Source organism: Kitasatospora sp. NPDC023120 (assembly GCF_055560835.1).
In genome coordinates this window covers 19,973-40,211 of sequence record NZ_JBVHHY010000042.1, presented here as the reverse complement: position 1 = coordinate 40,211, position 20,239 = coordinate 19,973, and the positions used below count along the sequence as shown (strand labels likewise).

The 20,239-nt window shown below is 71.3% G+C and carries 25 protein-coding genes and 3 pseudogenes; 12 read left to right on the top strand and 16 right to left on the bottom strand.

The window, feature by feature from the left end; translation table 11 throughout:
* Positions 1–83: 83 nt before the first annotated feature.
* From ACZ3TI_RS37445 to ACZ3TI_RS37430, 4 genes are all read right to left on the bottom strand, one after another.
* Positions 84–491 carry an NUDIX hydrolase gene (locus ACZ3TI_RS37445; RefSeq protein ID WP_465734446.1) on the bottom strand — a complete coding sequence of 136 codons (408 nt, stop codon included), beginning with the start codon at positions 489–491 and terminating at the stop codon, positions 84–86.
* A complete protein-coding gene (locus ACZ3TI_RS37440; protein WP_465734444.1) occupies positions 484–1,005 on the bottom strand; it encodes a nucleoside deaminase in 522 nt (173 codons plus the stop codon). Before ACZ3TI_RS37440 ends, ACZ3TI_RS37445 begins: the two co-directional genes overlap by 8 nt.
* A gap of 129 nt (positions 1,006–1,134) precedes the next feature.
* On the bottom strand, positions 1,135–1,605 hold the full coding sequence (cynS, locus tag ACZ3TI_RS37435; protein ID WP_465734442.1) for a cyanase: 471 nt from the start codon (positions 1,603–1,605) through the stop codon (positions 1,135–1,137).
* 55 nt (positions 1,606–1,660) lie between these two features.
* Complete coding sequence (locus ACZ3TI_RS37430) at positions 1,661–2,248, bottom strand: carbonic anhydrase (protein WP_465734440.1); 588 nt, start codon at positions 2,246–2,248, stop codon at positions 1,661–1,663.
* Between the two features lie 125 nt (positions 2,249–2,373).
* Here ACZ3TI_RS37430 and cynR point away from each other — a divergent pair, with 125 nt between their 5' ends.
* From cynR to ACZ3TI_RS37415, 3 genes are all read left to right on the top strand, one after another.
* Positions 2,374–3,279, top strand: a complete 906-nt coding sequence (gene cynR / locus ACZ3TI_RS37425; protein ID WP_465734438.1) for a transcriptional regulator CynR — start codon at positions 2,374–2,376, stop codon at positions 3,277–3,279.
* Between the two features lie 308 nt (positions 3,280–3,587).
* A complete protein-coding gene (locus ACZ3TI_RS37420) occupies positions 3,588–3,944 on the top strand; it encodes a PRC-barrel domain-containing protein (RefSeq protein WP_465734468.1) in 357 nt (118 codons plus the stop codon).
* Positions 3,945–3,973: 29 nt separating this feature from the next.
* Positions 3,974–4,144 carry a hypothetical protein gene (locus ACZ3TI_RS37415; protein ID WP_465734372.1) on the top strand — a complete coding sequence of 57 codons (171 nt, stop codon included), beginning with the start codon at positions 3,974–3,976 and terminating at the stop codon, positions 4,142–4,144.
* Between the two features lie 292 nt (positions 4,145–4,436).
* On the opposite strand, the pseudogene ACZ3TI_RS37410 reads toward ACZ3TI_RS37415, so the two are convergent.
* Positions 4,437–4,652: pseudogene (locus ACZ3TI_RS37410) on the bottom strand (ribonuclease BN); the annotation flags it as partial.
* Between the two features lie 244 nt (positions 4,653–4,896).
* Positions 4,897–5,169 (bottom strand): annotated as a pseudogene (locus ACZ3TI_RS37405) (hypothetical protein); the annotation flags it as partial.
* A 163-nt stretch (positions 5,170–5,332) separates the two neighbouring features.
* Between ACZ3TI_RS37405 and ACZ3TI_RS37400 the strand changes: the two are divergent.
* Positions 5,333–5,488 (top strand): hypothetical protein, encoded by a 156-nt coding sequence (locus tag ACZ3TI_RS37400; RefSeq protein ID WP_465734436.1) that lies wholly within the window; start codon positions 5,333–5,335, stop codon positions 5,486–5,488.
* Here ACZ3TI_RS37400 and ACZ3TI_RS37395 read toward each other — a convergent pair.
* The 4 genes from ACZ3TI_RS37395 to ACZ3TI_RS37380 all read right to left on the bottom strand — a co-directional run bounded on the left by ACZ3TI_RS37395 (position 5,458) and on the right by ACZ3TI_RS37380 (position 9,891).
* Positions 5,458–6,747, bottom strand: coding sequence for a hypothetical protein (locus ACZ3TI_RS37395; RefSeq protein WP_465734434.1), 1,290 nt, complete (start codon positions 6,745–6,747; stop codon positions 5,458–5,460). The two genes, ACZ3TI_RS37400 and ACZ3TI_RS37395, sit on opposite strands and share 31 nt — an antisense overlap.
* Positions 6,748–6,837: 90 nt before the next feature.
* Positions 6,838–7,638 carry a Cof-type HAD-IIB family hydrolase gene (locus tag ACZ3TI_RS37390; protein ID WP_465734432.1) on the bottom strand — a complete coding sequence of 267 codons (801 nt, stop codon included), beginning with the start codon at positions 7,636–7,638 and terminating at the stop codon, positions 6,838–6,840.
* A 167-nt stretch (positions 7,639–7,805) separates the two neighbouring features.
* Entirely contained in the window at positions 7,806–9,059 is a 1,254-nt protein-coding gene (locus tag ACZ3TI_RS37385) for an MFS transporter (RefSeq protein WP_465734430.1), read from the bottom strand.
* A 145-nt stretch (positions 9,060–9,204) separates the two neighbouring features.
* The gene (locus tag ACZ3TI_RS37380; protein WP_099935065.1) at positions 9,205–9,891 is read right to left on the bottom strand and encodes an isochorismatase family protein; all 687 of its coding nucleotides are present in this window, start codon (positions 9,889–9,891) and stop codon (positions 9,205–9,207) included.
* 198 nt (positions 9,892–10,089) lie between these two features.
* Between ACZ3TI_RS37380 and ACZ3TI_RS37375 the strand changes: the two genes are divergently transcribed.
* The gene (locus tag ACZ3TI_RS37375; RefSeq protein WP_465734427.1) at positions 10,090–10,950 is read left to right on the top strand and encodes a LysR family transcriptional regulator; all 861 of its coding nucleotides are present in this window, start codon (positions 10,090–10,092) and stop codon (positions 10,948–10,950) included.
* Between the two features lie 159 nt (positions 10,951–11,109).
* Entirely contained in the window at positions 11,110–11,241 is a 132-nt protein-coding gene (locus ACZ3TI_RS37370; RefSeq protein WP_465734425.1) for a hypothetical protein, read from the top strand.
* A 92-nt stretch (positions 11,242–11,333) separates the two neighbouring features.
* Here the strand turns inward: ACZ3TI_RS37370 and ACZ3TI_RS37365 are convergent, their stop codons facing one another.
* Entirely contained in the window at positions 11,334–11,540 is a 207-nt protein-coding gene (locus ACZ3TI_RS37365; protein ID WP_465734423.1) for a helicase associated domain-containing protein, read from the bottom strand.
* 663 nt (positions 11,541–12,203) lie between these two features.
* On the opposite strand from ACZ3TI_RS37365, the gene ACZ3TI_RS37360 reads away from it, so the two are divergent.
* Together ACZ3TI_RS37360 and ACZ3TI_RS37355 are read left to right on the top strand one after the other, a co-directional pair.
* Positions 12,204–12,521, top strand: coding sequence for a hypothetical protein (locus ACZ3TI_RS37360; RefSeq protein ID WP_465734421.1), 318 nt, complete (start codon positions 12,204–12,206; stop codon positions 12,519–12,521).
* 163 nt (positions 12,522–12,684) lie between these two features.
* The gene (locus tag ACZ3TI_RS37355; protein WP_465734419.1) at positions 12,685–12,975 is read left to right on the top strand and encodes a hypothetical protein; all 291 of its coding nucleotides are present in this window, start codon (positions 12,685–12,687) and stop codon (positions 12,973–12,975) included.
* Positions 12,976–13,259: 284 nt separating this feature from the next.
* Here ACZ3TI_RS37355 and ACZ3TI_RS37350 read toward each other — a convergent pair whose 3' ends face one another.
* Positions 13,260–14,345, bottom strand: a complete 1,086-nt coding sequence (locus ACZ3TI_RS37350) for a LuxR C-terminal-related transcriptional regulator (protein ID WP_465734417.1) — start codon at positions 14,343–14,345, stop codon at positions 13,260–13,262.
* A gap of 10 nt (positions 14,346–14,355) precedes the next feature.
* On the bottom strand, positions 14,356–14,793 hold the full coding sequence (locus ACZ3TI_RS37345) for an ester cyclase (RefSeq protein WP_465734415.1): 438 nt from the start codon (positions 14,791–14,793) through the stop codon (positions 14,356–14,358).
* A 183-nt stretch (positions 14,794–14,976) separates the two neighbouring features.
* Here ACZ3TI_RS37345 and ACZ3TI_RS37340 point away from each other — a divergent pair, with 183 nt between their 5' ends.
* Positions 14,977–15,537 carry a GNAT family N-acetyltransferase gene (locus ACZ3TI_RS37340; protein ID WP_465734413.1) on the top strand — a complete coding sequence of 187 codons (561 nt, stop codon included), beginning with the start codon at positions 14,977–14,979 and terminating at the stop codon, positions 15,535–15,537.
* A 320-nt stretch (positions 15,538–15,857) separates the two neighbouring features.
* Here ACZ3TI_RS37340 and ACZ3TI_RS37335 read toward each other — a convergent pair whose 3' ends face one another.
* Both ACZ3TI_RS37335 and ACZ3TI_RS37330 read right to left on the bottom strand, forming a co-directional pair.
* Positions 15,858–16,208 carry a zinc-binding dehydrogenase gene (locus ACZ3TI_RS37335; protein ID WP_465734411.1) on the bottom strand — a complete coding sequence of 117 codons (351 nt, stop codon included), beginning with the start codon at positions 16,206–16,208 and terminating at the stop codon, positions 15,858–15,860.
* A gap of 352 nt (positions 16,209–16,560) precedes the next feature.
* Positions 16,561–16,632, bottom strand: a pseudogene (locus tag ACZ3TI_RS37330) (hypothetical protein); the annotation flags it as partial.
* Positions 16,633–16,878: 246 nt separating this feature from the next.
* Here ACZ3TI_RS37330 and ACZ3TI_RS37325 point away from each other — a divergent pair.
* The 3 genes from ACZ3TI_RS37325 (at position 16,879) to ACZ3TI_RS37315 (ending at position 19,374) form a co-directional block, all read left to right on the top strand.
* A complete protein-coding gene (locus ACZ3TI_RS37325) occupies positions 16,879–17,202 on the top strand; it encodes a response regulator transcription factor (RefSeq protein ID WP_465734409.1) in 324 nt (107 codons plus the stop codon).
* A 124-nt stretch (positions 17,203–17,326) separates the two neighbouring features.
* Positions 17,327–17,830, top strand: a complete 504-nt coding sequence (locus ACZ3TI_RS37320; RefSeq protein WP_465734407.1) for a cytochrome P450 — start codon at positions 17,327–17,329, stop codon at positions 17,828–17,830.
* A gap of 434 nt (positions 17,831–18,264) precedes the next feature.
* Positions 18,265–19,374: a glycosyltransferase family 4 protein gene (locus ACZ3TI_RS37315; RefSeq protein ID WP_465734405.1), complete on the top strand. Its 1,110-nt coding sequence runs from the start codon at positions 18,265–18,267 to the stop codon at positions 19,372–19,374.
* Positions 19,375–19,464: 90 nt separating this feature from the next.
* On the opposite strand, the gene ACZ3TI_RS37310 is transcribed toward ACZ3TI_RS37315, so the two are convergent.
* On the bottom strand, positions 19,465–19,962 hold the full coding sequence (locus ACZ3TI_RS37310; protein ID WP_465734403.1) for a GNAT family N-acetyltransferase: 498 nt from the start codon (positions 19,960–19,962) through the stop codon (positions 19,465–19,467).
* Positions 19,963–20,239: the final 277 nt, after the last annotated feature.

Genomic DNA, 20,239 nt, shown 5'->3' with positions numbered 1-20,239 from the left:
ACTCCTGATGTGAGCCACCCACCGACGGCGCACCGTCCGCGTCACCTCACCAGTAGATCTTTCCGGCGTGCTCCGGAGGCTGGCTACCAACGCAGGAGTTCGCCGGTGGCGGCGAGTCGGTCCAGGACCTCCCGGACGGCGGGGCTGGCGCGCGGGTGGTCGCCGTGGGTGAGGTAGGTGATCTCGGCGATCTCGCTGCAGGGCGCGGGCTCACCCGCGCCGTCGGCGGCGTAGCAGAAGGTGCGCACCACCGTGCCCGCCGGTTTGCCGTCGGCGGGGGCTTCCACGAGCCGCAGGGGTGTGAGGGTGGCCGCGTCCAGGGTGACGCCGAGTTCCTCGGCGATCTCTCGGACGAGGGCCTGTTCATGGGTTTCGCCGGGTTCCGGCTTGCCGCCGGGCAGGTAGAACACCTCGCAGCCGCGGGTGCGGGTGGCCAGCAGCCGGCCCTCGTCCAGCCGGACCCATGCCACCTTCTCGATCACATCAGGCATCGTGGCTGCTTGCAGAGGAGGTGGTGGGGGCGCCGGCCACGTGCCGCTCGCCGCCGTTGCGTTCCTGCCACAGCCTGTACACGTCCACCGCGGCGTCGCGCTCCTCGTAGCGCATGGGCAGGCGGCGCTCGGTGTAGTCCTTGGCGAACTCACCGTAGAAGGTGGCGAGTTCGAAGTACTTGCGGTCGTCGACGTAGTGCGGTTCGTAGGCATCGCGGGTGGTGAGGAAGACGACCTCGTCCGGTGAGCAGTAGTACAGCGAGCCCAGGCACATCGGGCAGGGGTGGGCCAGTACGTAGATGGTGGTGCCGGTGAGGTGCTCGGTGCCCAGCTTTGTGCAGGCGTCGCGGATGGCGAGGATCTCGGTGTGCGCGGTCGGGTCGCTGGTCTGCGCGACCAGGTTCGGGGACTCGGCGAGGATCTCGCCGTCCTTGACGATGACGGTCGCGAACGGGCGGCCGCCCTCTTCGACGTTCTTGCGGGCGATGTCGATGGTGCGCTGTTCGAAGTCCATGAGGATTCCTCCCGGGGAGGGCGGACGCGGCCGCCCGCTGGGGCGAGGCGGAGATGAAGGGGGCCGGGGCGGGCCGGCGGCGCCGTCGCCGCGGGCCCGCCCCCGGGGCTGGTTTCCGGACCGGCCGGATCAGAAGGGCTTGGTCGGCAGGTACTTGCCGTCCAGGGTGATGACGGCGCGCTTGCCGCCCTCGGGGTCCTCGACCGTCTTGAAGTCGAGCTTGAAGTTGATCGCGGAGATGATGCCGTCCCCGAGCTGCTCGTGGACCAGGGCCTTGAGCGTGGTGCCGTAGACCTGGAGCATCTCGTAGAAGCGGTAGATCGTCGGGTCGGTGGGGATGCCGCCGGGGATGGAGCCGCGCATCGGGATGGTCTGCAGCACCATCGCGTCGTCGGCGTCCAGACCCAGCAGTTCGGTGACCGCCTTGGCGGACTGCTCCGGCAGCGGGTGCTGGCCGAGGACGGCGGCGGTGACGAAGGCGACCGACAGGCCTGCGGCGTCGGCGATCTGCTGCCAGGTGAGGTCCTTGCGCACCTTGGCGTCGACGGCCTTGGCGGCCAGGGCCTGACGGGCGGTGTTGTCGAACTGGGCGTGCACCATGAGAAGGGTTTCCTTTCGAGAAGGGCGAAGCTGGGGGAAATCGGTGGGAAGGGGGTCAGGCTGCGGTGGCGAAGGGGTTCACGACGTCGAGTTCCTCGACGGTGCCGCTGCCGATGTCGTAGCACCAGCCGTGCAGTGTGACCGTGCCCTGTGCCAGGGCGCGGGCCACCGACGGGTGGGTGACCAGGTTCGCCAGCTGGGCGCGGACGTTGCTGCGTACGAGTGCGTCGACCCCGGCCGTGGTGGTGCGGGCCCGTGCGGCATCCGCGTGGCGCAGCCAGTCGGCGGTCGTCGGCAGGGCGCCCATGTCGTGGCTGTCGGCCAGGGCGGTCATCGCGCCGCAGGCGGAGTGGCCGCAGATGACGATGTCGCTGACGCCCAGGGCGGCGACCGCGTACTCGATGCTGGCCGCGATGCCGTCGATGCCGGGCGAGTAGGCGGGCACCAGGTTTCCGGCGGTGCGGATGACGAACAGCTCGCCCGGCTCGGCGCCGGTGATCAGCTCGGGCACCACACGGGCGTCGGAACAGCTGATGAACAGCGTCGTCGGCCGGTGAGTGGTCGCCAGGCGCGCGAAGAGCTCCGCCTTGGCCGGGAAGACATCCCGCCTGAAACGCGCGACGCGCTCGGTGAGGTTGTGCATGGTCACTCCCTTCGATGGCTGCCGGCCCCCGTGGGGCTGACGAGATCCACCATGCACGACCAGTGCCTATAGCGTCCAAGACTCAATATCGATACTAGTAATCGATGCCATCTATAGTTGTGGGTATGGCTTTGGAACTCCGTCACCTGCGGTACCTGCTCGCTGTCGCCGAGCACGCGAACTTCACCCGCGCCGCCGAGGACCTGCGCATCTCCCAGCCCACTCTCTCCCAGCAGATCAAGCAGCTCGAGCGCACCGTTGGCGCCCAGCTACTGGACCGCACCGGCCGCACCGTACGCCTCACCGACGCCGGTGAGACCTACGTGCACTACGCCCGCCGGGCCCTGCGTGACCTGGCAGCGGCCGAACGCGCCGTCCTGGACGTCGCCGACCTCTCCCGCGGTCACCTCCGCCTCGCCCTCACCCCCACCTTCACCGCCTACCTCATCGGCCCCCTCGCCGCCGAACTCCACACCCGCCACCCCGGCATCACCCTGGATGTCAGGGAAATGACCCAGGACCGCATCGAAGCCGGCCTGCTGGCCGACGACCTCGACCTCGGCATCGCCTTCCACGGCCCCCACCTGCCCGGCATCACCGCCACCGCCCTGTTCACCGAGACCCTCAGCCTCGTCACCGGCGCCGACCGGCCCGACACGGGCGAACGGGAACCACTGCCCGTACGGACCCTCACCGAACGCCAACTCGCCCTATTGAGCGGCGACTTCGCCACCCGAGTCCACATCGACGCCTACTTCACCACCCACAAGGTGCAGCCGCGCATCGCGGTGGAAGCCAACTCCATCCAGGCCCTGACCGAAATCGTCCAGCGCACCACCCTGGCCACCGTCCTGCCCGACGCCATCACCCACGACCACCCCCACCTCACCCCCATCCCCCTCGAACCCGCCCTCCCCGCCCGCACCGTCGCCCTCCTCCAGCGCGAAAACGCCTACCAGAGCGCCGCCGCCCGCGCCTTCACCCACCTCACCCACGACCACATCCACAACCGCGGCTACACCCCCGCCTGATGGGCAGGCAGCAGCCCCATCACACCACCTTGCCGAACTCACCACCGCCGCGTAGCGGCAGCGCAATGTCAGCTCGCCCGGCGGGCGACGCCGCCACACGCCCGACGGCGGGGTTGTCCCGTCCACTGCCGGCCTCCGCCTTCCCGCCACGCGGCACTGAGCGGCCTCGAACGGAAGGGGTGCTTGTTGGCCTCGGCGCTCAGACCGAGGCACGCTGAAATGTGCAAGGCCGCACGACACGGGCCAGGTGAGCCTGCCGGTCCGGGTAGGCCCGCGCCCGGGGACCGGGCCGCGCGAAGGGAGCCATGATGATCCAGGTAGGGGACATCCGCGAGTGGCGTACCCACGACGTCGTCGATGCCGACGGGAGCAAGATCGGGACGCTGGAGGCGATCTACGTGGACACCAGCACGGACGAGCCGGCCATGGCGACCGTCCAGATCGGCATGCCCACCCAGCACCGGCTGGTCTTCGTCCCCTTGAACGACGCGAGCGTCGGACCGGGCTATCTCAAGGTCGCCTACGAGAAGGCGCTCGTGAGGGACTGCCCTGCCATCGGCATGGATGACATCCTGCCTGCCGAGGACGAGGACGCCGTCTTCCAGCACTACGGCCTGGCCTACCAGAAGGGTACCGGCGGCGAGCGGCAGCTCGCCCGCCGTTGAGCGCCCATACGCGGCCGAGGAGGCTCGTCATGGTCCTGATCCTGGCTCTGGTTATCGTCGCGATCGTGCTGGGCATCATCGGCGCCGTCGCCAACGGATGGTTTTTCCTCCTCGTGATCGCGATCATTCTCTTCGTCGCCGACATGGCCTACGCCGGCATCCGCTGGTCCCGGCGCTCAGGCCGACGCCCGACGCGCTGAACCAGCACCTGCCCGGCCGCGGTGCGGCGGAAGACCGCAAGCGCTGTCACCCACATGTGCGGGCATGCCGTGGATGCAGCCCGGGCTGCCGCCACCCCCCGCGTCCCGGCCTTCCTCCGTCTCGTTGGACGGCAACGGGGATGCCGCAGTTGCCCGTCGCGCCTCGGATGCCATCACCCGATCTCCTTCACCACCCCGATCGTGGCGGCCTCGGACCCGATCCAGCCCTTCCTCGCTCTCCTGCCTCGGCCCGCCCTCCCGCTCCTCCTCCGGCGGCGAGGAGGAGCGGGAGTCAGTGACGGGGTCTGTCGTGATCTTGTGGGGGGGGGTCGGGTGGTGGTTTGCGGGTGTCGCGGGGTTCGGGGTGCGGCTCTTCCTCGGGTGGGTGACCGGCTGCGATGGCTCGTCCGCGTTCCAGTTCGAAGTTGAACTCCAGGCCCAGCAGGATCGCGAGGTTGGAGACCCAGAGCCAGAGGAGGAGGATCACGGCTCCGATGCTGCCGTAGGTGCTGGGGACTCCCGGCCCGTATCCCGGAGCGTCGGAGGCTGAGTTCCCTGGCCGGCGAGTGCGGCCAGGCCGGCGGCCAGGGTGCGGGCGTCCGGCCTGTCGCCGGGTTCCTTGGCCAACAAGGCCAGGACCAAGTCCTCCAAGCGCCCGGGGATGTCGGGCCGCAGCGCACGCAGAGACGGTGGCGCCTGCTCCACGTGTTGGCGCATCCAGGCGTAGACGGATACCCCCCGAGAAAGGGCGGCCTGCCGGTGACGAGTTCGAACATGACGCAGCCCAGCGCGTACAGGTCACCGCGGGCATCCAGTACCTCGCCCCGCCACTGCTCGGGAGGCATGTACGGCGTGGTGCCCAGTACCTGTCCCGTTTCGGTCAACCGCGAGGGGGCGTCCAAGGAGTGGGCGATGCCGAAAAGCTGTGATCGCCGTCGGCCTCCCCGAGGCCATCCGTGGGCCAGTCCCCGGACACAGCAGCTCCTGACTGTACGTGTGGGTGCCCGGTTCCAGCGGGCACCCACACGCGGCGTTGGGACCAGTCGTCAGGATCCGCCCCGCGAGACCGGAAAGCATGCCGCCGCCCTTCCGCAAGCACGCCCGGCGACGGGGCTCTGAACCATATGGTGCGCTGCTCGGACCTCCCTGCGGGTGCGCAGGTCTGGCTATGTCCATGAGAACGTTCTCATGAACAAAGCCACGCACCTGAGCATGCCGGTGCCGGGCCGTCCCGGGATGCACTCGGCGCCGCTGCGCCGGGATCTGGGGCTGGTGGAGTACGCGGTGAACGAGGCGTCGGACCCGCCCGAGATCTACGTCTCGCGGATCCTGCGAGCGGACTGATCGGCAGGCCCGCCCCCTTGGGGGGCGGGCCTCTTCGTTACGGCCGTGCGAGGTGGGTCTGCCGGTCGGTGACGAGGGCACGCCAGCGGGAGCGCACGGCCTGGTCGCCGTCGAGCCAGCGGGCGCGGGAGGGGAAGCGGAGGTCGCGGCCGGCCATGAAATGGGCGATGTCGGTGTAGATAGGCGTAGTCGCGGTCGCGGGTGAGCTGGTCGAGGTCGCGGATCGCGGTGTCCAGTGCGTCGTTGTCGTCGCGGACGGCGTGGTGGAAGCACACGGCGAGGGTGGGAGTGGTGCGGGCGGCGCGTACGCCGGAGGCCCTGACCTCGGCGTCCAGGACGTCCGCGCGCTCGGAGAACTCGTCGCCGCCGGTGCCGGCGTCGCGCATGAGGGCGGCGATTCGGCCGGTGAGGGTGGTGGCGCGCAGGTCGAGGCCGGCAAGGAGCTGGGCGGCGAGGTCGAGGTCGTCGTCGGCCGTCTCGGGGTCGGTGTGGGCGCGGACGAAGGCGAGCTGGGCCTGGGAGGTGGCGGTCTCGCCGGCGATGGCGTGCTGCTCGGCCTCGGTGCGGGCGGCCTCGTAGTGGGCGGCGGCCTGGTCCATCCGGGCGTGGACCCAGGCGAGGTCGCCGAGGACGCGGTGCTGGCGCCCGGCCCAGCCCAGGGTCTGCGCGGCCTCGTGGGCGGCGGGGAAGTCGCCGTCGAGGCGGGCGAGGTGGACCAGGCCGCGGCGGGCGGCGGGGGCGAGGCGGGTGGTGACGGCGGCGACCTGCCGCATGCCTTGGCGGGATGCGGCACCGCGGCCGAGGTCGCGGTGTGCCTTGGCCCGGTAGTAGAGGGCCATGTCGGTCAGGTCGTCTGGCAGCAGGGCGCTGTCGATGACGCGGGTGAGGCGGTCGGCGGTGTGGGCGCGGTGCTCGCGCTGGCGGGCGGCGATTGTGCTGAGGGTCTCCACCAGGGCGTCGGCCGGGGTCTCCAGTACGGCGGCACCGGCAGGCCCGCCCGTGGCGGCCTGCCCGGCCGGGTCAGCGGGGACGGGGGCGGGCGGGGCGAGAGGCTCCCACACCGAGTCGCCGACGTAGGCCCACGCAGCGGCGGCGAGCCAGCCGAGGTCGAGGTGGTGGTCGCGGGCCGGGCGCAGCCCCTGGCGCAGGCAGCCGATCAGCAGCGCGCGGTCGCCCGCGGCGGCGGTCCACTGGCGGCGGACAGCGGTGTGGGCGCGGTGCAGAACGATCCGTTCCGCATGCGCTGACGAATAGTGCACCGGTTTTTGTCCCACGCCGAACGCCGACTGCGGTGCAGACCGGGCAGCACGCGAGTGCAGCGGTGGCCCGCACGAGGCGGTTCAGCGCGCTCAGTGGGCGTGCGCCGGCGCGGCGATGAACCGCTCGAGGACCTGGGCGACGCCGTCCTCGTCGTTGGAGGCTGTACGACAGCGCGCGGTCCGTAGGACGTCCGGGTGGGCGTTGGTCATGGCGTAGGGCGCGCCGACCGCCTTGAGCATGGGGAGGTCGTTGGGCATGTCGCCGAAGGCGGCGATCTCGTCGGCGGTAATGCCGAGCCGGCTGCTCCACGCGAGGAGTGTGGCGGCCTTGGTGACGCCGGGCGCGCTGAACTCCACCAGCGACAAACCCGTGGAGTGGGTCGTCTCGGCACTGCCGCCGGCACTGCGTCGCGCCTGCTCGTAGAAGACGTCGAGGGGCAGTGTGGGGTGGTGGGCGAGGAGCTTGAGTACATGGCGGCCCGGCGCCGGCGTGAGCAGGTCCTCGGCGGGACCGATCAGCTGGACGGCCTCTTCGCCGAACGACCAGTTGGGGTAGTCAGGTTCGTGGCCGTATGCCGTCTCGTATTCCACGGCGAAGGAGACGCCGGGCACGGCGTCGCGCAGTCGCGTCACGAGTTCGGTCGCCGTGTCGGACCGTATGGGGGAGATGTGGATCGTGGTTGCGTCCGGCGCGTACAGTGCGGCGCCGTTGGCGGCGATGACGTAGTGCCGTCCGATGGTCTCCAGCAGGGCGGGAACGCACCGTGGTGGGCGGCCGGTGACGAGGGCGATGCGGATGCCGGCCTTGCTCGCCGCGGTCAGGGCGGCCCGGGTGCGCTGGGACAGGCTGCCGTCGCTGTGCAGGAGTGTGCCGTCGAGATCGGTCGCCACCAGCTTCGGCCGGGGATGCGGCGGGGAGGCTGGAGTCGGCGTTGGCGTCGTTGTCATGGTGCACTTTCCGGACCGGGGGCGGGCTGGTCGAGTGGGCCGGGCGCGGGGCTGCACGGGGCTGGGCGTGGCGCCGCCTGGGTCTTTGGGCCTGGTGGCGGAGGATGCGCTCAGTCGGTGTGGCTGTGGCGGCGGGCGAGGAGGCCGGCCGTGGTGAGCAGGGCGAGCAGGACCGCGGTGAACCAGGTCATCGCGGTGGTCATGGTGGTGTAGCGGGTGGCGATGCCGATGGCGATGGCGGGCAGGGCGAGGCCGAGGTAGGAGATGAGGAAGAGGCTGGCGAGGGCTTCGCCGCGTTTGGCCGGGGTGGCCATGGCGACGACGGTGCCGACGGCGGATTTGAACAGGACTCCGGCGCCGATGCCGGCCGTGATGCCGGCCACCAGGAACACGGTGAGGCTGGCGGTGTGCATGCCGACGGCGAGTGCGGTCGCCCCGGCGGCCTGGGCGTACAGGCCGATGTTCCTGCGCAGTGTGGCGTCGAGGCGGCTAGTGAGGGTCTGGGCCGCGGCGGAGGCGCCGAACACGGCGAACACGGTCAGTCCGGCCAGTGCGCGGGAGGGGTGGTGCAGGGTGTGGCCGACGAATCCGGGGGCCAGCGAGGTGAACAGGCCGAAGACCGCGAAGGACGCGAAGCCCGCGGCCGCGGCGGCCAGGTATCCCGCGGGGTCACCGTGGTCGGTGCTGATGCGCTGCGGCCGGTAGGCGGGCCTGACGGACTGCACCTGGACCGTTTCGGGGGTGAGCGCGACCGCGGCGATGCTGATCAGCAGCAGGGCGCCGAAGACGAGGTAGGGCAGGCGCAGGGGGGCGTCGAGGTACTGGGCGAGAAGGCCGGCGATGAGCGGGCCGAAGCCGAGGCCGCCGATGTTGGCCGCGGTGGAGACGATCTCGAAGCGCTGCGGCGAGGCGTCGGGGCGGTGTGCGGTGTGCAGTTCGTGCAGGTGCGCGGTGGCGGTCGCGGTGAGCATGCCGACCCCGAGGCCGGTGACCAGCCGTGCGAGGAGAAGGAGCGGCAGGGATGGCTGGGTGAGGAACAGTGCGGCGGCGACCAGTTCGAGGGTCAGTGCCGTGATCAGGACCTTGCGTCGGCCGACCCAGTCCGAGATGTGCCCGGCCAGCAGCAGGCTGGCCAGGACGCCGAGGGCGTAGACGGCGAACACGATGGTGACGGTGAAGGTGGAGAAGCCGTCGCGTGCCTGGTAGAGGGGGTACAGCGGCGTCGGGACGGTGGAGAACGCCATGGCCGTGACGAACGCCGAGGCGATCAGCCAGAACCCGGCCCCGTGCCTGCGGGCCGAGTGCCGGGCGGCGATCTGCTGGCCGGGTGCCCGGCGAACGAGCCGAGAGGCGGACAACGACATGGGGGTGCTCCGTTTTCGTGAGTGCTCCGAGTGGTGACGGTGGCCGGCCGGCGTCACCTGGGACCGACGCCGGCCGTGAAACTCAAGTCGCTGAAGGACGGGTTCGCCCGCCCCGGGCCGGACGGCCCGGGGCGGGCGAAGGGTTTCAGGCCAGCCGGCCGCGGGCCTCGGCCCACTTGACCTCGGCGCCGGCGCCCTCGGACCCGGTGGCCTCCGCCTGGGCGCGGGCCACGGACTCCATGACGGCGGCGTAGCCGGGGCTGACGCTCGCGTAGATGCCGCCCCAGGCGGCCCAGTCCTCGCGGGCCCAGGTCTTCTGCAGCTCGGCCGCCACACCCAGGACGTCGATGACCTTGACGCCCGCACGGCTCAGGCGCTCGATCGAGATCCGCTGTGCCTCGTCGGAGTAGGTGCCGGAGGCGTCGATGACGGCGTACACGTCGTATCCCTCGGCGAGGGCGGCCAGCGCGGGCTCGACGACGCAGACGCTGGTCATGATGCCGGCGACGAGGAGGGTGCGGCGGCCGGTCTGCGCGACGGCGCTGCGGAAGCCCTCCACGTCCCAGGCGTTGATCTCACCGTGACGCTGGACGTAGGTCGCCTGGGGGGCGTTGTCGAAGACCTCGGGGATCAGCGGGCCGTTCGGGCCCTCGGGGACCGACGCGGTGGCGATCACCGGGGCGCCGGCCAGGGTGGCGGCCTTGGCCAGAACAGCCACGTTGTTGCGCAGCTCGTGGATGTTGGTGTGGTTGACGATCTGCAGCAGACCGCTCTGGTGGTCCACCAGCAGAACCGCGGCGTCGGCGGGGTCGATGAGGCCGTTGTTCGACATGACGTCTCCTTGCTTAGGGCGGGCATCCGGCACCGGGCCGGATGCCCTGGTTCACCGGCAGCTCCCTCGCTGCCGACGACCTCTTCAACCTCGTGCCACCGCCACCGCTTCCCATGTCGAGGAGATGGATAAAGATGACGGTAATCTCTGTCGGAGATAGCCTGGAGTCAGCGGGCCCGGAGGGGGTACGGAGGCGGAATGGATCTTCGACAGATGGAGGTCGTCGTCGCGGTCGCCGAGGAGGGCGGCTTCAGCGCGGCGGCACGACGCCTGCACGTGGTGCAGTCCGCGGTCTCCACCACGGTGCGCACCCTTGAGCGCGAGCTGGGCGCACCGCTCTTCCACCGGACCACCCACCGGGTGTCCCTCACCCCGGCCGGCCAGGCGTTCCTCCCGGCCGCCCGCGCCGCACTGCGGGCCACCGAGGAAGCCCGCGCCGCCGTCGACCTCGTCAAAGGAGAGCTGACGGGAGAGATCACGATCGGCGTCATGCAGGGCCTCCACACGGGCCTCGCCCAGGCACTGGCCGCCTTCCGCCACCAGCACCCACAGGTAGCGCTCAGGCTTCGCCAGGCACCGGCCGACGACATCCTGCAGGCACTGCGCGACGGCACCACGGACGTGGCCGTCGTGGCACTGGACCGCCCCCAGCAACGAGGACTGGCCACACGCGTGCTGAAGGAGGAGGAGATGGTCCTGATCACGGCACCGAGCCGCGCCATGGAAGGCGAGCGACCGGTCACCCTCGCCGAGGCCGCCGCCCTGCCACTGGTGGAATTCCCTGCCGGCTGGGCCATCCGGCACTCGGTCGACCGGGCCTTCCACGCGGCCCTCGTCGACCGCACCGCCACCTTCGAGGTCAACGACATCCTGGCCGCCACCGACCTGGTCCGCCAGGACCTCGGCGTGTGCATCATGCCCACATCCCTGGCCGCCCGCTTCCCCGACCTCACGCCACACCACTTCACCCAACACGCACCCACCTGGAAGGTGATGGTGGTACACCCCCGAGGGCAGGTGTACCCAGCCGTCACCGCCCTGCTGCGCCACATCAAGTAGGCAGCGGCACGGCACCCGGCAGGCCGAACACGTCGGGCACGTCTCCGTAGATCCGCGAGCTTCCTCGGGAGACGCCGACGTTGCCCGCGACCGTGATCGCGGAACGGACCGGCCGGCAGCGACCAGCTGGAGTGCCCCGCCTGCGACAGCAGCCGCCGCATGAACGGCCGCAAGCCGATCATCCTGCCCCTGCCCACAGGCCGCGAACGCCGACTACCCAAGGCCGGCAAGCTCGACGACCCCTGGTGGCACATCCGGCTGCTCCACGCCGAGAAGTACCCCAACCGCTGACGCAACGTCAGGGACGGGACCGGGTGCAACGCGCTGCAACGCGGAAAGCGCGTTGCACCCCCGATCGGCCAACCACCCCGGCGGGCACGGGTTCACCGCCATTCGAGCCCCAGCTCCGCGAGCGCGGCCAGCTGCTTCCCAGTGAGCTTGGCCCGGCGGCTCTTCGTATTGGAGACCCAGACCCCGAGCTTCACCGCCACGGTCCCGCCGGCCATCTCCAGCTCCTCCACGTGGCCCCTGGGGACCGTCACCGTGCCGGTGCGCGCCTTGTACTGTGCCCAGCGCCTGCGCGACCACACCGCCGCGACCCGGGCCGAGTGCTACGACCCCGACCACGACACCGTTCTGCAGAACGCGCTGCGCGCCGAGCGCCACCGGCAGGACGTCGCCGCCTGCGCCCGCGAGGCCGCTCACCAGCCCCGGCAGACCACCGACGCCGCCCACCGCCGCCTCGCCGGTACCGCCGCCCAGCCCCTCTACACCCCTCGACCGCGCCGGTCTCCACACGCTGACCGACGACGACCACCAGGCCGTCCACGTCCGCAACCCTTGACCAGGCGTTTCAGCTTCGCGCGGGCGCCTTCGATGTTCTTCGGCAGTGGTTCGTGGCCGAGGGCTTCGCAGACGTCACGGGCCCGCAGGGGGCCGGTGGCCTCGTTGAGGAGGGGGGAGGGTGCGGGGTAGTCCGGGTGCTCGGGCGGGGCGGTCCGGATCGCTCCTTGCCGGGCGGCGGCTACGTCGTTGCGCCGTCAACCAACTGGGGAGATTCATCGACCCTTGGGATTTTCACTTTTCAATTTTCTCAAATATCACCATCAGCTGGCGCCCTACTCGTACGACAAGGGCTTCAAACACGCCATCGACCGGGTGAGATGCGGCGGCACGTGGATGGGTGATGGCTATCTTGCGACCACCAAGGGCGAAGCGTAAGGGCTGCCCGGGCAGGGAGCAGGAGTGGGTCGATGGGGCAAAAGTATCTTCAGCGTTTCGTCTATGCCGAGGGCGTCACCAAGCCTGCACTCGATGAGGCGTGGGGCGAAGCCTTCAAGGCGTTCGCCCGGTCGGGCAACTGGGGCGATGTCGACAGCGGCATCGTGCACCACCAGACGTACGGCACCGGATGGGGCGGGTACGCGCTGATCGAAGTGGAGGACCCCGATGCCTTCGGGCGCTACCAGATGTTCCACAACCAGACCTACGGCCACGTTGTCCACATCACCTTCGAACCCTTGTGGGATATGGATCGGGCGTTCGAGGCGACCATCCGCGAGCTGAAGTGAATGTACGACGCAGACGGTGCTGTCGCGAGACGCTCTGTGCGTGGTCCTGCTGCTCATGCTCGACACCCTGGACAGTGGGCATGCGGGCGGCATTTTGGTGATTCAGCAATGGCATGACCAGTCGATTACTGCCCGTACAGGAAAGTAGGGGAACATCATGTACATGATGCGCGAGGTCTACCAGGCTAAACGCGGGAAGGCGCCGGAGATCGTGGCGGCGTTCAAGACCCTCACCAAGGTGTTTGAAGAGGCCGGGTACGCGAACCGGCGAATCTACGTCGATTACGCCGGTCCCATGGATACGGTCGTCTGCCAATGGGAGTTCGACAGCCTCGACCAGTACTTCACCATGGAGCGAGCGTTCTTCGTGGATCCAAACGCCCAGTCGCTGATCGACGCGTTTAACAGCAACGCGGTATCCGGCTACAAGGAGATCTACGAGGTCATCCAGTAGTGGATCACCTGGGCGACAGAGGCCACCGTCACCCGCGCCTTCCCGGACCCTATGACCGGCTACACCACTCAGCGGGACGCCATCGACGGTGGTCCCTCCCCGGGTACAGGCGAGGGGCCACCGTGGAGTGCGTCAGCCGGTGAAGCCGGCCTGTTGGCCGAGCTCGCCGACCTAGGCGCCCCGTGTGGGATGCGGGGTGAGGCCCGCCACGATGAGCACCGTTGCAGTACCGGCCGCGCGTTCCAGCCCGTCAGGTCGGGACGCACGCTGCGGCACCCGTCGATTCAGGCCGCCGGGTGCCCGCCACCGCCCGCCAGCACGAGCGCGACCAGCTCCCGGCGGCTGCGCACGCCGAGCCGGTCGAAGACCGCCGTGAGGTGTTCCTGCACGGTGTTGGGCGAGATGCACAGCTCGGCTGAGATCTCGCGGGTCGAGCAGCCGCGCACCACCAGGGTGGCGACCCGGGTCCGGGCTGGGCTCAGCCCGTAGGAGCCCAGCAGGAGCGCGTAGCGCTGCTGGGGCGCCATGGGCTCGACGACCACCGCGGTCTGCGGCCGGGGCGGCCCGGTGAGGCGGCTGGCCTGGACGGTCCACCACGCGCCGAAGCGGTCCCGCACCCGAACCGTCGGCGGCGGGACCCGCTCGGCCGGCTCGCGGTCGAGCCGTGCCAGGCGCGCGGCCACGGCGCTGACGGCCACTGGCAGCCCGTCACCGGAGGGGAAGTCCGTCGGCTCCAGCCGGGCGAGCCAGTCCCTGGCCTCCGCGCTGGCGGAGAGGAGCACCCCGTCGGCGTCGAGCACCAGCACCCCGGGCGCGGTGGCCGGCGCGGACGCGGAGCCGGCCAGTGCGCGAGCGACCGCGCGCCGCAGCCCTTCGGCCAGGTGCGGGGCGACGGCCCGCAGCACCGCGAGGTCCGCGCCGTCGAAGCCGGTGTCGGCCCGTTCGCGGTGCAGGCACAGGAACCCCCAGCAGCTGCCGCCCGCGCGCAGCGCCACCCGGAGCTCGTCGCCGAGCCCGAGCGGCGCCATGATCTCCCGGTAGCGGGGGCTCGCCGCGAGTTCGCCGCGGGTCGCCCGGCCGAGGGTGGCCACCGGATCGGCGGACCGCGCAAGCTCGGCGAACTTGTTGACGTCCGCCCGGCCGAACTCGTTGTCGAGGAAGCGGCCGGTCTCGCCGCCCAGCGGTTCGTCCGCGGCGGCCCAGGTGAACAGCAGCGAGGCGGGGTCGGCGGTCGCGAAGAACACGGCGTCGGCGGGGACCAGCCGCAGCAGGCGTGGCAGCACCTCCTGCCGCAGCCGGGCCGGGTCCGACCCGGCGTAGCACCGGTCGACCAGCCCGGCCGTCCGGCGCTCCACCAGTGGTGCCGCCATGGGGCCGACGCTACTCGCGGGGCCCCGGCCGCACCAGGGCCAGCCCGAGCTGCCGCAGCAACCCGAGTTCGTCGAGGCGGCCCCAGCGCTCGACGATCCGCCCGTCGCGGAGCCGGAAGATGTTGATCCCCTGCAGGGTGATGGTCCGGCCGGTGGGCGGCGCGCCGAGCAGTTCGCCGCGGTGGGTGCCGCTCGCGGTGAAGTGCTCGACCACCACGTCGCCCTCCCCGATGACCAGGTGCTGGTCGCTGTGCCAGTCGGGGCAGGCGGACCGGAACAGTGCTCCGGCCCTGCGCATCCCCTCCCGGTCCGCGGTGCCGCCGAGCGGCGGGTCGTGGTTGACGAAGTCCTCGGCGAGGTACTCGTCGACGGCCCCCAGGTCACCCTTGCTGAAGAGCGCGTCGATGAACGCGGTGACTGTGCCCTTGTTCCGTTCGTTGGTGTCCATACCGGCAGTCTTCGACCGGTCCCGCCCGTCGGGTACCCCAGAATCCTGGGGTTCTGGGTTCCGGGTTCGGGGTTCTGCGGGGCCGGGGGAGACGATGTCACGGCCCGACCAGGGCGATCGCCGTGTCCGCTGGGGCCGTAAAGCAGTGGACAGTCCTCCGACTGCGGGGCGAGCATCTCCGCGATGAACAGCGAACCTCACTCCACCCCCAAACGCGTCCGTTTCGTCGAGCTCAGCGCGAAGACGCTGCGCTCGCTCGCCGACGGCGACCTCGTCGGCGCCAGCGCCGAGGCCGGGGTCGCCCTCGACCCGCATTTCGTCGGCGACCGGGCCCGCTGGATCTTCGGCTACCGCGCCGGCCAGCTTTCCGAGGACCCGTCGGCCGCGCCCTGGATCACGCGGGCCGCGGTGTCCGAGCCGGACGGGGTCGTCGTCGGCGACGCCGGGTTCCACGGACCGCCGGACGAGGCCGGCATGGTCGAGGTCGGCTTCACCGTCGTGCCCGGGTACCGCCGCCAGGGCTATGCCCGCGCCATGCTGACGGCGCTACTCGTCAGAGCCGCCGCCGAACCCGATGTCAGGACCGTGCGGGCCAGGATCAGCCCTGACAACACCGCCTCCCTGGCCACCATCGCGGGCTTCGGGTTCACGCGCGTCGGCGAGCAGGGGAACGAACGCGACGGGCTCGCAATCGTCTTCGAGGTCCCGGCGGACGCGATTCGGGCCGAGCAGCCCACAGCCTAGGCGGACATGGCGATCGTCGCGGTCAAGCCCCGACCGGACAAGGGCCACTGAGGCGTCCCGATGTCCGCGGCGAAGCCCACACCGTCGAGGCAGACCAGCAGGTTGCCGAGCCCGGTCGCGGTCGCGCCGTCGTACGGCCAGGTCCGCGTCGGCCGGCAGTGGTGCGGGCGTGGGGACGGTGGCGAGTGCCATCGCGTTCGGCCTGCCGTCGTACCGGTTCAGCTCGTGGGTCAGGCCGCGGCCGGTGAGGTGCGGGCGCCGGCCGCGGCCCCGGGGCCGCCTCGCCCGGTCGAGCGATGCCAGGCGGCGGCACATGGGGGTCAGGGCAACAGGCCGGACTTGCCCTGGTTGCGGTGGGCTTCCAGGTCGGCGTGCGCCTGGGCGGCCTCGGCCAGGGGATAGGTGCGCCAGATCGGCACGCTGAGCCTGCCCTCGGCGGCCAGCCTCACCAGCTCCGGCAGGGCCGGGCCGCCCTGGTCGGCGCTGCCGGCGCTGAAGCGCACGCCGTGCTGCTGGGCGGACATGTCGGCGATGGTGATGACCTTGGCCGCATCGCCGGTCAGGGCGACGGAGTCGGCGAGCACGCCGGCGCCGGAGGCGTCGAACACGAAGTCCACCCCGCTCGGAGCGGCGGCCTTCACCCGCTCGACCCAGCCGTCGCCGTAGCGCACCGCGGTGGCCCCGAGCGCGGTGACACGCTCCAGGTCGCGCTCGCCGGCGGTACCGATGACGGGTGATCCCGCGGGCGGCGGCCAGCTGCACGGCGATGACGCCGACGCTGCCGGCCGCGCCGTGGACGAGGAGGGTCTGCCCCGGCTGCACGCCCAGCTGGCCGAGGACCCGGTGCGCGGTCTGACCGACCGTCACCAGCGAGGCGGCGACCTCCCACGACAGGGCGGCAGGCTTGGCCACCGGACGCTCCAGCAGCGCGTACTCGCCGTAGCTGCCGCCGACCGTGGCGCCGAGGACCTCGTTCCCTACCGCCGCATCGGCGCCTTCGCCGACCGCGTCGACGACACCGGCCGCGTCCAGGCCCGGGATCACCGGGAAGCGGGCCGGGGCGACCTTGGCCATCAGGCCGGAGCGGATTTTCATGTCGAGCGGGTTCACCGAGGCGGCCCTGACCTCGATCCGGACCTGGCCAGGTCCCGGCTCCGGCCGGTCGACCTCCGTCAGCCGGAGCACCTCGGGCGCGCCGTACTCGGAGAAAGTGATCGCAGTGGACATAAGGAACTCCCAGGTGGAGACGGGTGGGGGAGGGAAGGTCACACGTTCTGACTCACTGTGTGGCCATGAGAGCGGCCACGAAGGTGGCCACGCCGGTCAGGAGGTCAGGGCGGGGTGGTCGGTGTAGCCGTGGTGGTCGTCCGGATGCCCGGGAGCGACGGGATCGCCCGGCGCATGCTGGACAACCTGCGCCCGCACCTCCCCGACGGCCGCAGCCCCGAGCACGACGAGTGGCTGGGCCGGCTCAGCGCCCGCGAACGCGACGTGCTCGTCCAGGTGGGCCGCGGCCTGTCCAACACCGAGATCGCGGCCACCCTGCACCTCGCGGAGGCGACCGTGAAGTCCCACCTGGGGCGCATCCTGCACAAACTCGAACTCCGCGACCGGATCCAGGCCGTGGTCTTCACCTACGAGAGCAGCCTCATCCACCCGGCATGACACCGCCGGGCCCACGAGCCCGCCTGCCCGACCTGGGCCCGGCGGTGACCACCAGCGCGGCGACCGGGCCGGTTGCCGGCCGGCGTACGGCTCCGCGGTACAGCCGGCCACCGTCGGCGTCACCATGTTCGGCGCCGGCACCGTGTCCACCTCCGGCTTCCTCACCATGGCTCTGGTCCACCTCCTCACCCACCGCAGCCCCTGGGATCTGCTGCGGGACCGCCGCGACCTGCTCGACGCGGGCGTGGAGGAACTGCTGCGGGTGAACCTGTCCATCGGTGACGCCCTGCCCCGGCTCGCACTCGCCGACGTGCGGCTCGGAGATGTCGACGTCAGGCAGGGGGAGTTGGTCCTGGTGCTGGTCGAGGGCGCGAACTTCGACCCGGAGGCCTTCCTCGACCTCCACCGCTTCGACCCGGACCGCGCCAACGCCGCCGACCATATCTCCTTCGGCGGCGGCTCCCACTACTGCCCCGCCACCGCACTCGGACGCGTCCACGCCCGGATCGCCCTGGAGGTGCTGCTGGACCGACTTCCGGATCTCGAACTCGCTATTCCGGTCAGCCAGTTGGTCTGGCGCACCGGCTTCATGAAGCGGATTCCGGAGCGGCTTCCGGTGATGTGGTAGCCGAGGTCACCGGGCCCCCGCCCGCTGACCCTTCGGTGGTGTCAGATCGCGCAGGCCGTCGCCGAGAGCCGCCGGCCGAGTACAGGCGCATCACCGGAGAGGAGGGGGACCGCACTACTCGCCACTCCTACGAGTCCTGCTCGAACACCGAGGGCTGTGCTGATCGAGCCGTGCTCGCGCCCGTGCCGCACGCCCGGCTTCTCCACGCCCGGATTCTCCACCCCCGGCACCGGGACGCCCGGCCGCAGCGCCTCGGCACCGTGGACGTCCTCCCGGTCCCGGCGCCGCCCGCCCGTCACCCTCCGAGAATCCCCCGACCGGCCGAACCCCGAAGGCGCCACCCCCGCCCCCACTACTAGCGTGGCCAGCCCGTGGCGGCACCCCTGCCGCCCGCGCGAGAACCCCGACGTACCTGGCGAAGTGGGGTGTCGCCGATGCGTATCACCTTGGTTGGCCCCGCGCACCCCTGGCGCGGAGGAATCCCGCTGCACACCGCCGAACTGGCCCACCGCCTCGCCGCGGCCGGCCACCACGTGCGGATCTGCTCCTGGCGAGCCCAGGGGCCCGCCCGCCGGCTGCACACCCAGCGCGACCGGCTCAGCGAACCCGAGTCACCTCCCTACCCGGCCAGCTCCTACCCCCTGCACTGGCGCAGCCCCCTCAGCTGGTGGCGAGTCGGCCGCACCCTGGCACGGCAATCCGACGTCGTCGTCCTGATCAGCTACACCACCTTCCAGGCCCCGGCCCTGCACGCCGTCGGCGCCCTGGCGCGCCGCCGCGCCCGCGTGATCGCCCTGTGCCACAACGTCCTGCCGCACGAACGCCACACCGCCGACCGCTGGCTCACCACCCGGCTGCTGCGCGTCGCCGACGCCGTCCTCGTCCACAGCACCCAGCAGCACGACACCGTCACCACCCTCACCGACCGCCCCGCGGCCGTCGCCCTCCTGCCGCCCCACCTGCCCACCGGCAGCGCCCCCACCCGACCGCCCGACCCCGGCCCCACGCTCGGCCGGCTCCTCTACTTCGGCACCGTCCGCCCCTACAAGGGCCTGGACGTCCTCATCCACGCGCTCGCCCAGGTGCCCGGCGTACGCCTGTCCGTGGTCGGCGACTTCCTCGAAGGACCCGACGAAACCCTCGACCTCATACGGCAGTTGGGCCTGGACGACCGCGTCACGCTGCGCCCCGGCTACCTGCCCGCCCGGCAGATCCCCGACGTCTTCGCCGCCGCCGACGCCTCCGTCCTGCCGTACCGGACGGCGACGGCCTCCCAGCACGTGGCCCTCGCCCACCACCACGGCACCCCGGTCATCGCGACGCGCGTCGGCAACTTCCCCGACGCGGTGCGCGACGGCGTCGACGGGCTGCTCTGCGCCCCCGACGACCCCGACGACCTCGCCACCGCCATCCGCCGCCTCTACCACCCCGGCCGCCTGCACGCCCTGCGGTCGGCGGTGCGCCCCGCCGACGCGGACGTGCACTGGCACGACTACCTCTCCACCCTCCACGCCCTCTTCCAGCCTCCGTTCGGTCCCACGTAGGCGGACCGAGCGAGACAGTTGCCACCGATCCGGCGGCTCACCCGGGCTTCAGCCGCGCAGGGGTCACGCTTCCCGTCACCGGATTCGTTGTCACCACTGTCCGAGGCTGTCACTGCGCAGCACGCTGTAGCGGACGACGTCCCGCCACTGTCCGTCCCGGAACACCGTGCTGCGCAGCACGCCTTCCCGCGTGAAGCCGGACTTCTCCAGTGCGCGCTGCTCGGCGATGTTCTCCGTCTCGGTGTCCGCTTCGAGTCTGACCACCGGCGTGTGCGCGAAGAGGTAACGCACCAGCAGCCGCTGGGCCTGCGTGCCGACCCCACGGCCCCGACCCTCCGGCAGCAGCTGGGCTCCGACATTCCAGCAGTACGAGCTCCGCGACGTCACGGCCTTCCTCCATGCCACGAAGCCGATCCTGTCGGCGCCGGTCACCACCATCAGCTGGCCGCCGTCATCGCCGAGCAGACCGTCCTGCGCCCAGCGCCGTCGCCACCGCCCGGGATCCGACCAACCGAGCCATTGGAACGGCCCGGTCGCCTCGGGATCCGTGAGGAACCGCTCCAGCACCGGCAGGTCGTCCTCGACCACGGGACGCAGCATCACGGGATCATCGCTCATCCCGATCACCCTAGGTCCTCCCCGGCGTTCAGGTGACAGATCCGGTGAGGTGCCAGTCGGCGCGACCACGCGACCCGGCCACCACCACGCTGTCGCAGCGCCGCCACACGAAGGTGGCCGAGCTGCCCGCCCTCGTGTGACGAAACGCGGTAGCTGTCACCAGCGAGGCCAAACGACCCGGGCGACGGCGCGATGCGAAGCACGATGCTCGGCACCGGCTACGCGGGATGGTCGTCAACCGAGGTCG

Bases quoted from the DNA above. Each gene is read 5' to 3' on its own strand.
- ACZ3TI_RS37415 (WP_465734372.1), top strand. From the start codon at position 3,974: ATGGTCCTGATCCTGGCTCTGGTTATCGTCGCGATCGTGCTGGGCATC.
- ACZ3TI_RS37440 (WP_465734444.1), bottom strand. From the start codon at position 1,005: ATGGACTTCGAACAGCGCACCATCGACATCGCCCGCAAGAACGTCGAA.
- ACZ3TI_RS37345 (WP_465734415.1), bottom strand. From the start codon at position 14,793: ATGGACACCAACGAACGGAACAAGGGCACAGTCACCGCGTTCATCGAC.
- cynS (WP_465734442.1), bottom strand. From the start codon at position 1,605: ATGGTGCACGCCCAGTTCGACAACACCGCCCGTCAGGCCCTGGCCGCC.
- ACZ3TI_RS37355 (WP_465734419.1), top strand. From the start codon at position 12,685: ATGATGCGCGAGGTCTACCAGGCTAAACGCGGGAAGGCGCCGGAGATC.
- ACZ3TI_RS37320 (WP_465734407.1), top strand. From the start codon at position 17,327: ATGTTCGGCGCCGGCACCGTGTCCACCTCCGGCTTCCTCACCATGGCT.
- cynR (WP_465734438.1), top strand. From the start codon at position 2,374: ATGGCTTTGGAACTCCGTCACCTGCGGTACCTGCTCGCTGTCGCCGAG.
- ACZ3TI_RS37400 (WP_465734436.1), top strand. From the start codon at position 5,333: ATGAACAAAGCCACGCACCTGAGCATGCCGGTGCCGGGCCGTCCCGGG.
- ACZ3TI_RS37350 (WP_465734417.1), bottom strand. From the start codon at position 14,345: ATGGCGGCACCACTGGTGGAGCGCCGGACGGCCGGGCTGGTCGACCGG.
- ACZ3TI_RS37380 (WP_099935065.1), bottom strand. From the start codon at position 9,891: ATGTCGAACAACGGCCTCATCGACCCCGCCGACGCCGCGGTTCTGCTG.
- ACZ3TI_RS37370 (WP_465734425.1), top strand. From the start codon at position 11,110: ATGAACGGCCGCAAGCCGATCATCCTGCCCCTGCCCACAGGCCGCGAA.
- ACZ3TI_RS37360 (WP_465734421.1), top strand. From the start codon at position 12,204: ATGGGGCAAAAGTATCTTCAGCGTTTCGTCTATGCCGAGGGCGTCACC.
- ACZ3TI_RS37445 (WP_465734446.1), bottom strand. From the start codon at position 491: ATGCCTGATGTGATCGAGAAGGTGGCATGGGTCCGGCTGGACGAGGGC.
- ACZ3TI_RS37340 (WP_465734413.1), top strand. From the start codon at position 14,977: ATGAACAGCGAACCTCACTCCACCCCCAAACGCGTCCGTTTCGTCGAG.
- ACZ3TI_RS37420 (WP_465734468.1), top strand. From the start codon at position 3,588: ATGATCCAGGTAGGGGACATCCGCGAGTGGCGTACCCACGACGTCGTC.
- ACZ3TI_RS37375 (WP_465734427.1), top strand. From the start codon at position 10,090: ATGGATCTTCGACAGATGGAGGTCGTCGTCGCGGTCGCCGAGGAGGGC.
- ACZ3TI_RS37385 (WP_465734430.1), bottom strand. From the start codon at position 9,059: ATGTCGTTGTCCGCCTCTCGGCTCGTTCGCCGGGCACCCGGCCAGCAG.
- ACZ3TI_RS37315 (WP_465734405.1), top strand. From the start codon at position 18,265: ATGCGTATCACCTTGGTTGGCCCCGCGCACCCCTGGCGCGGAGGAATC.
- ACZ3TI_RS37430 (WP_465734440.1), bottom strand. From the start codon at position 2,248: ATGCACAACCTCACCGAGCGCGTCGCGCGTTTCAGGCGGGATGTCTTC.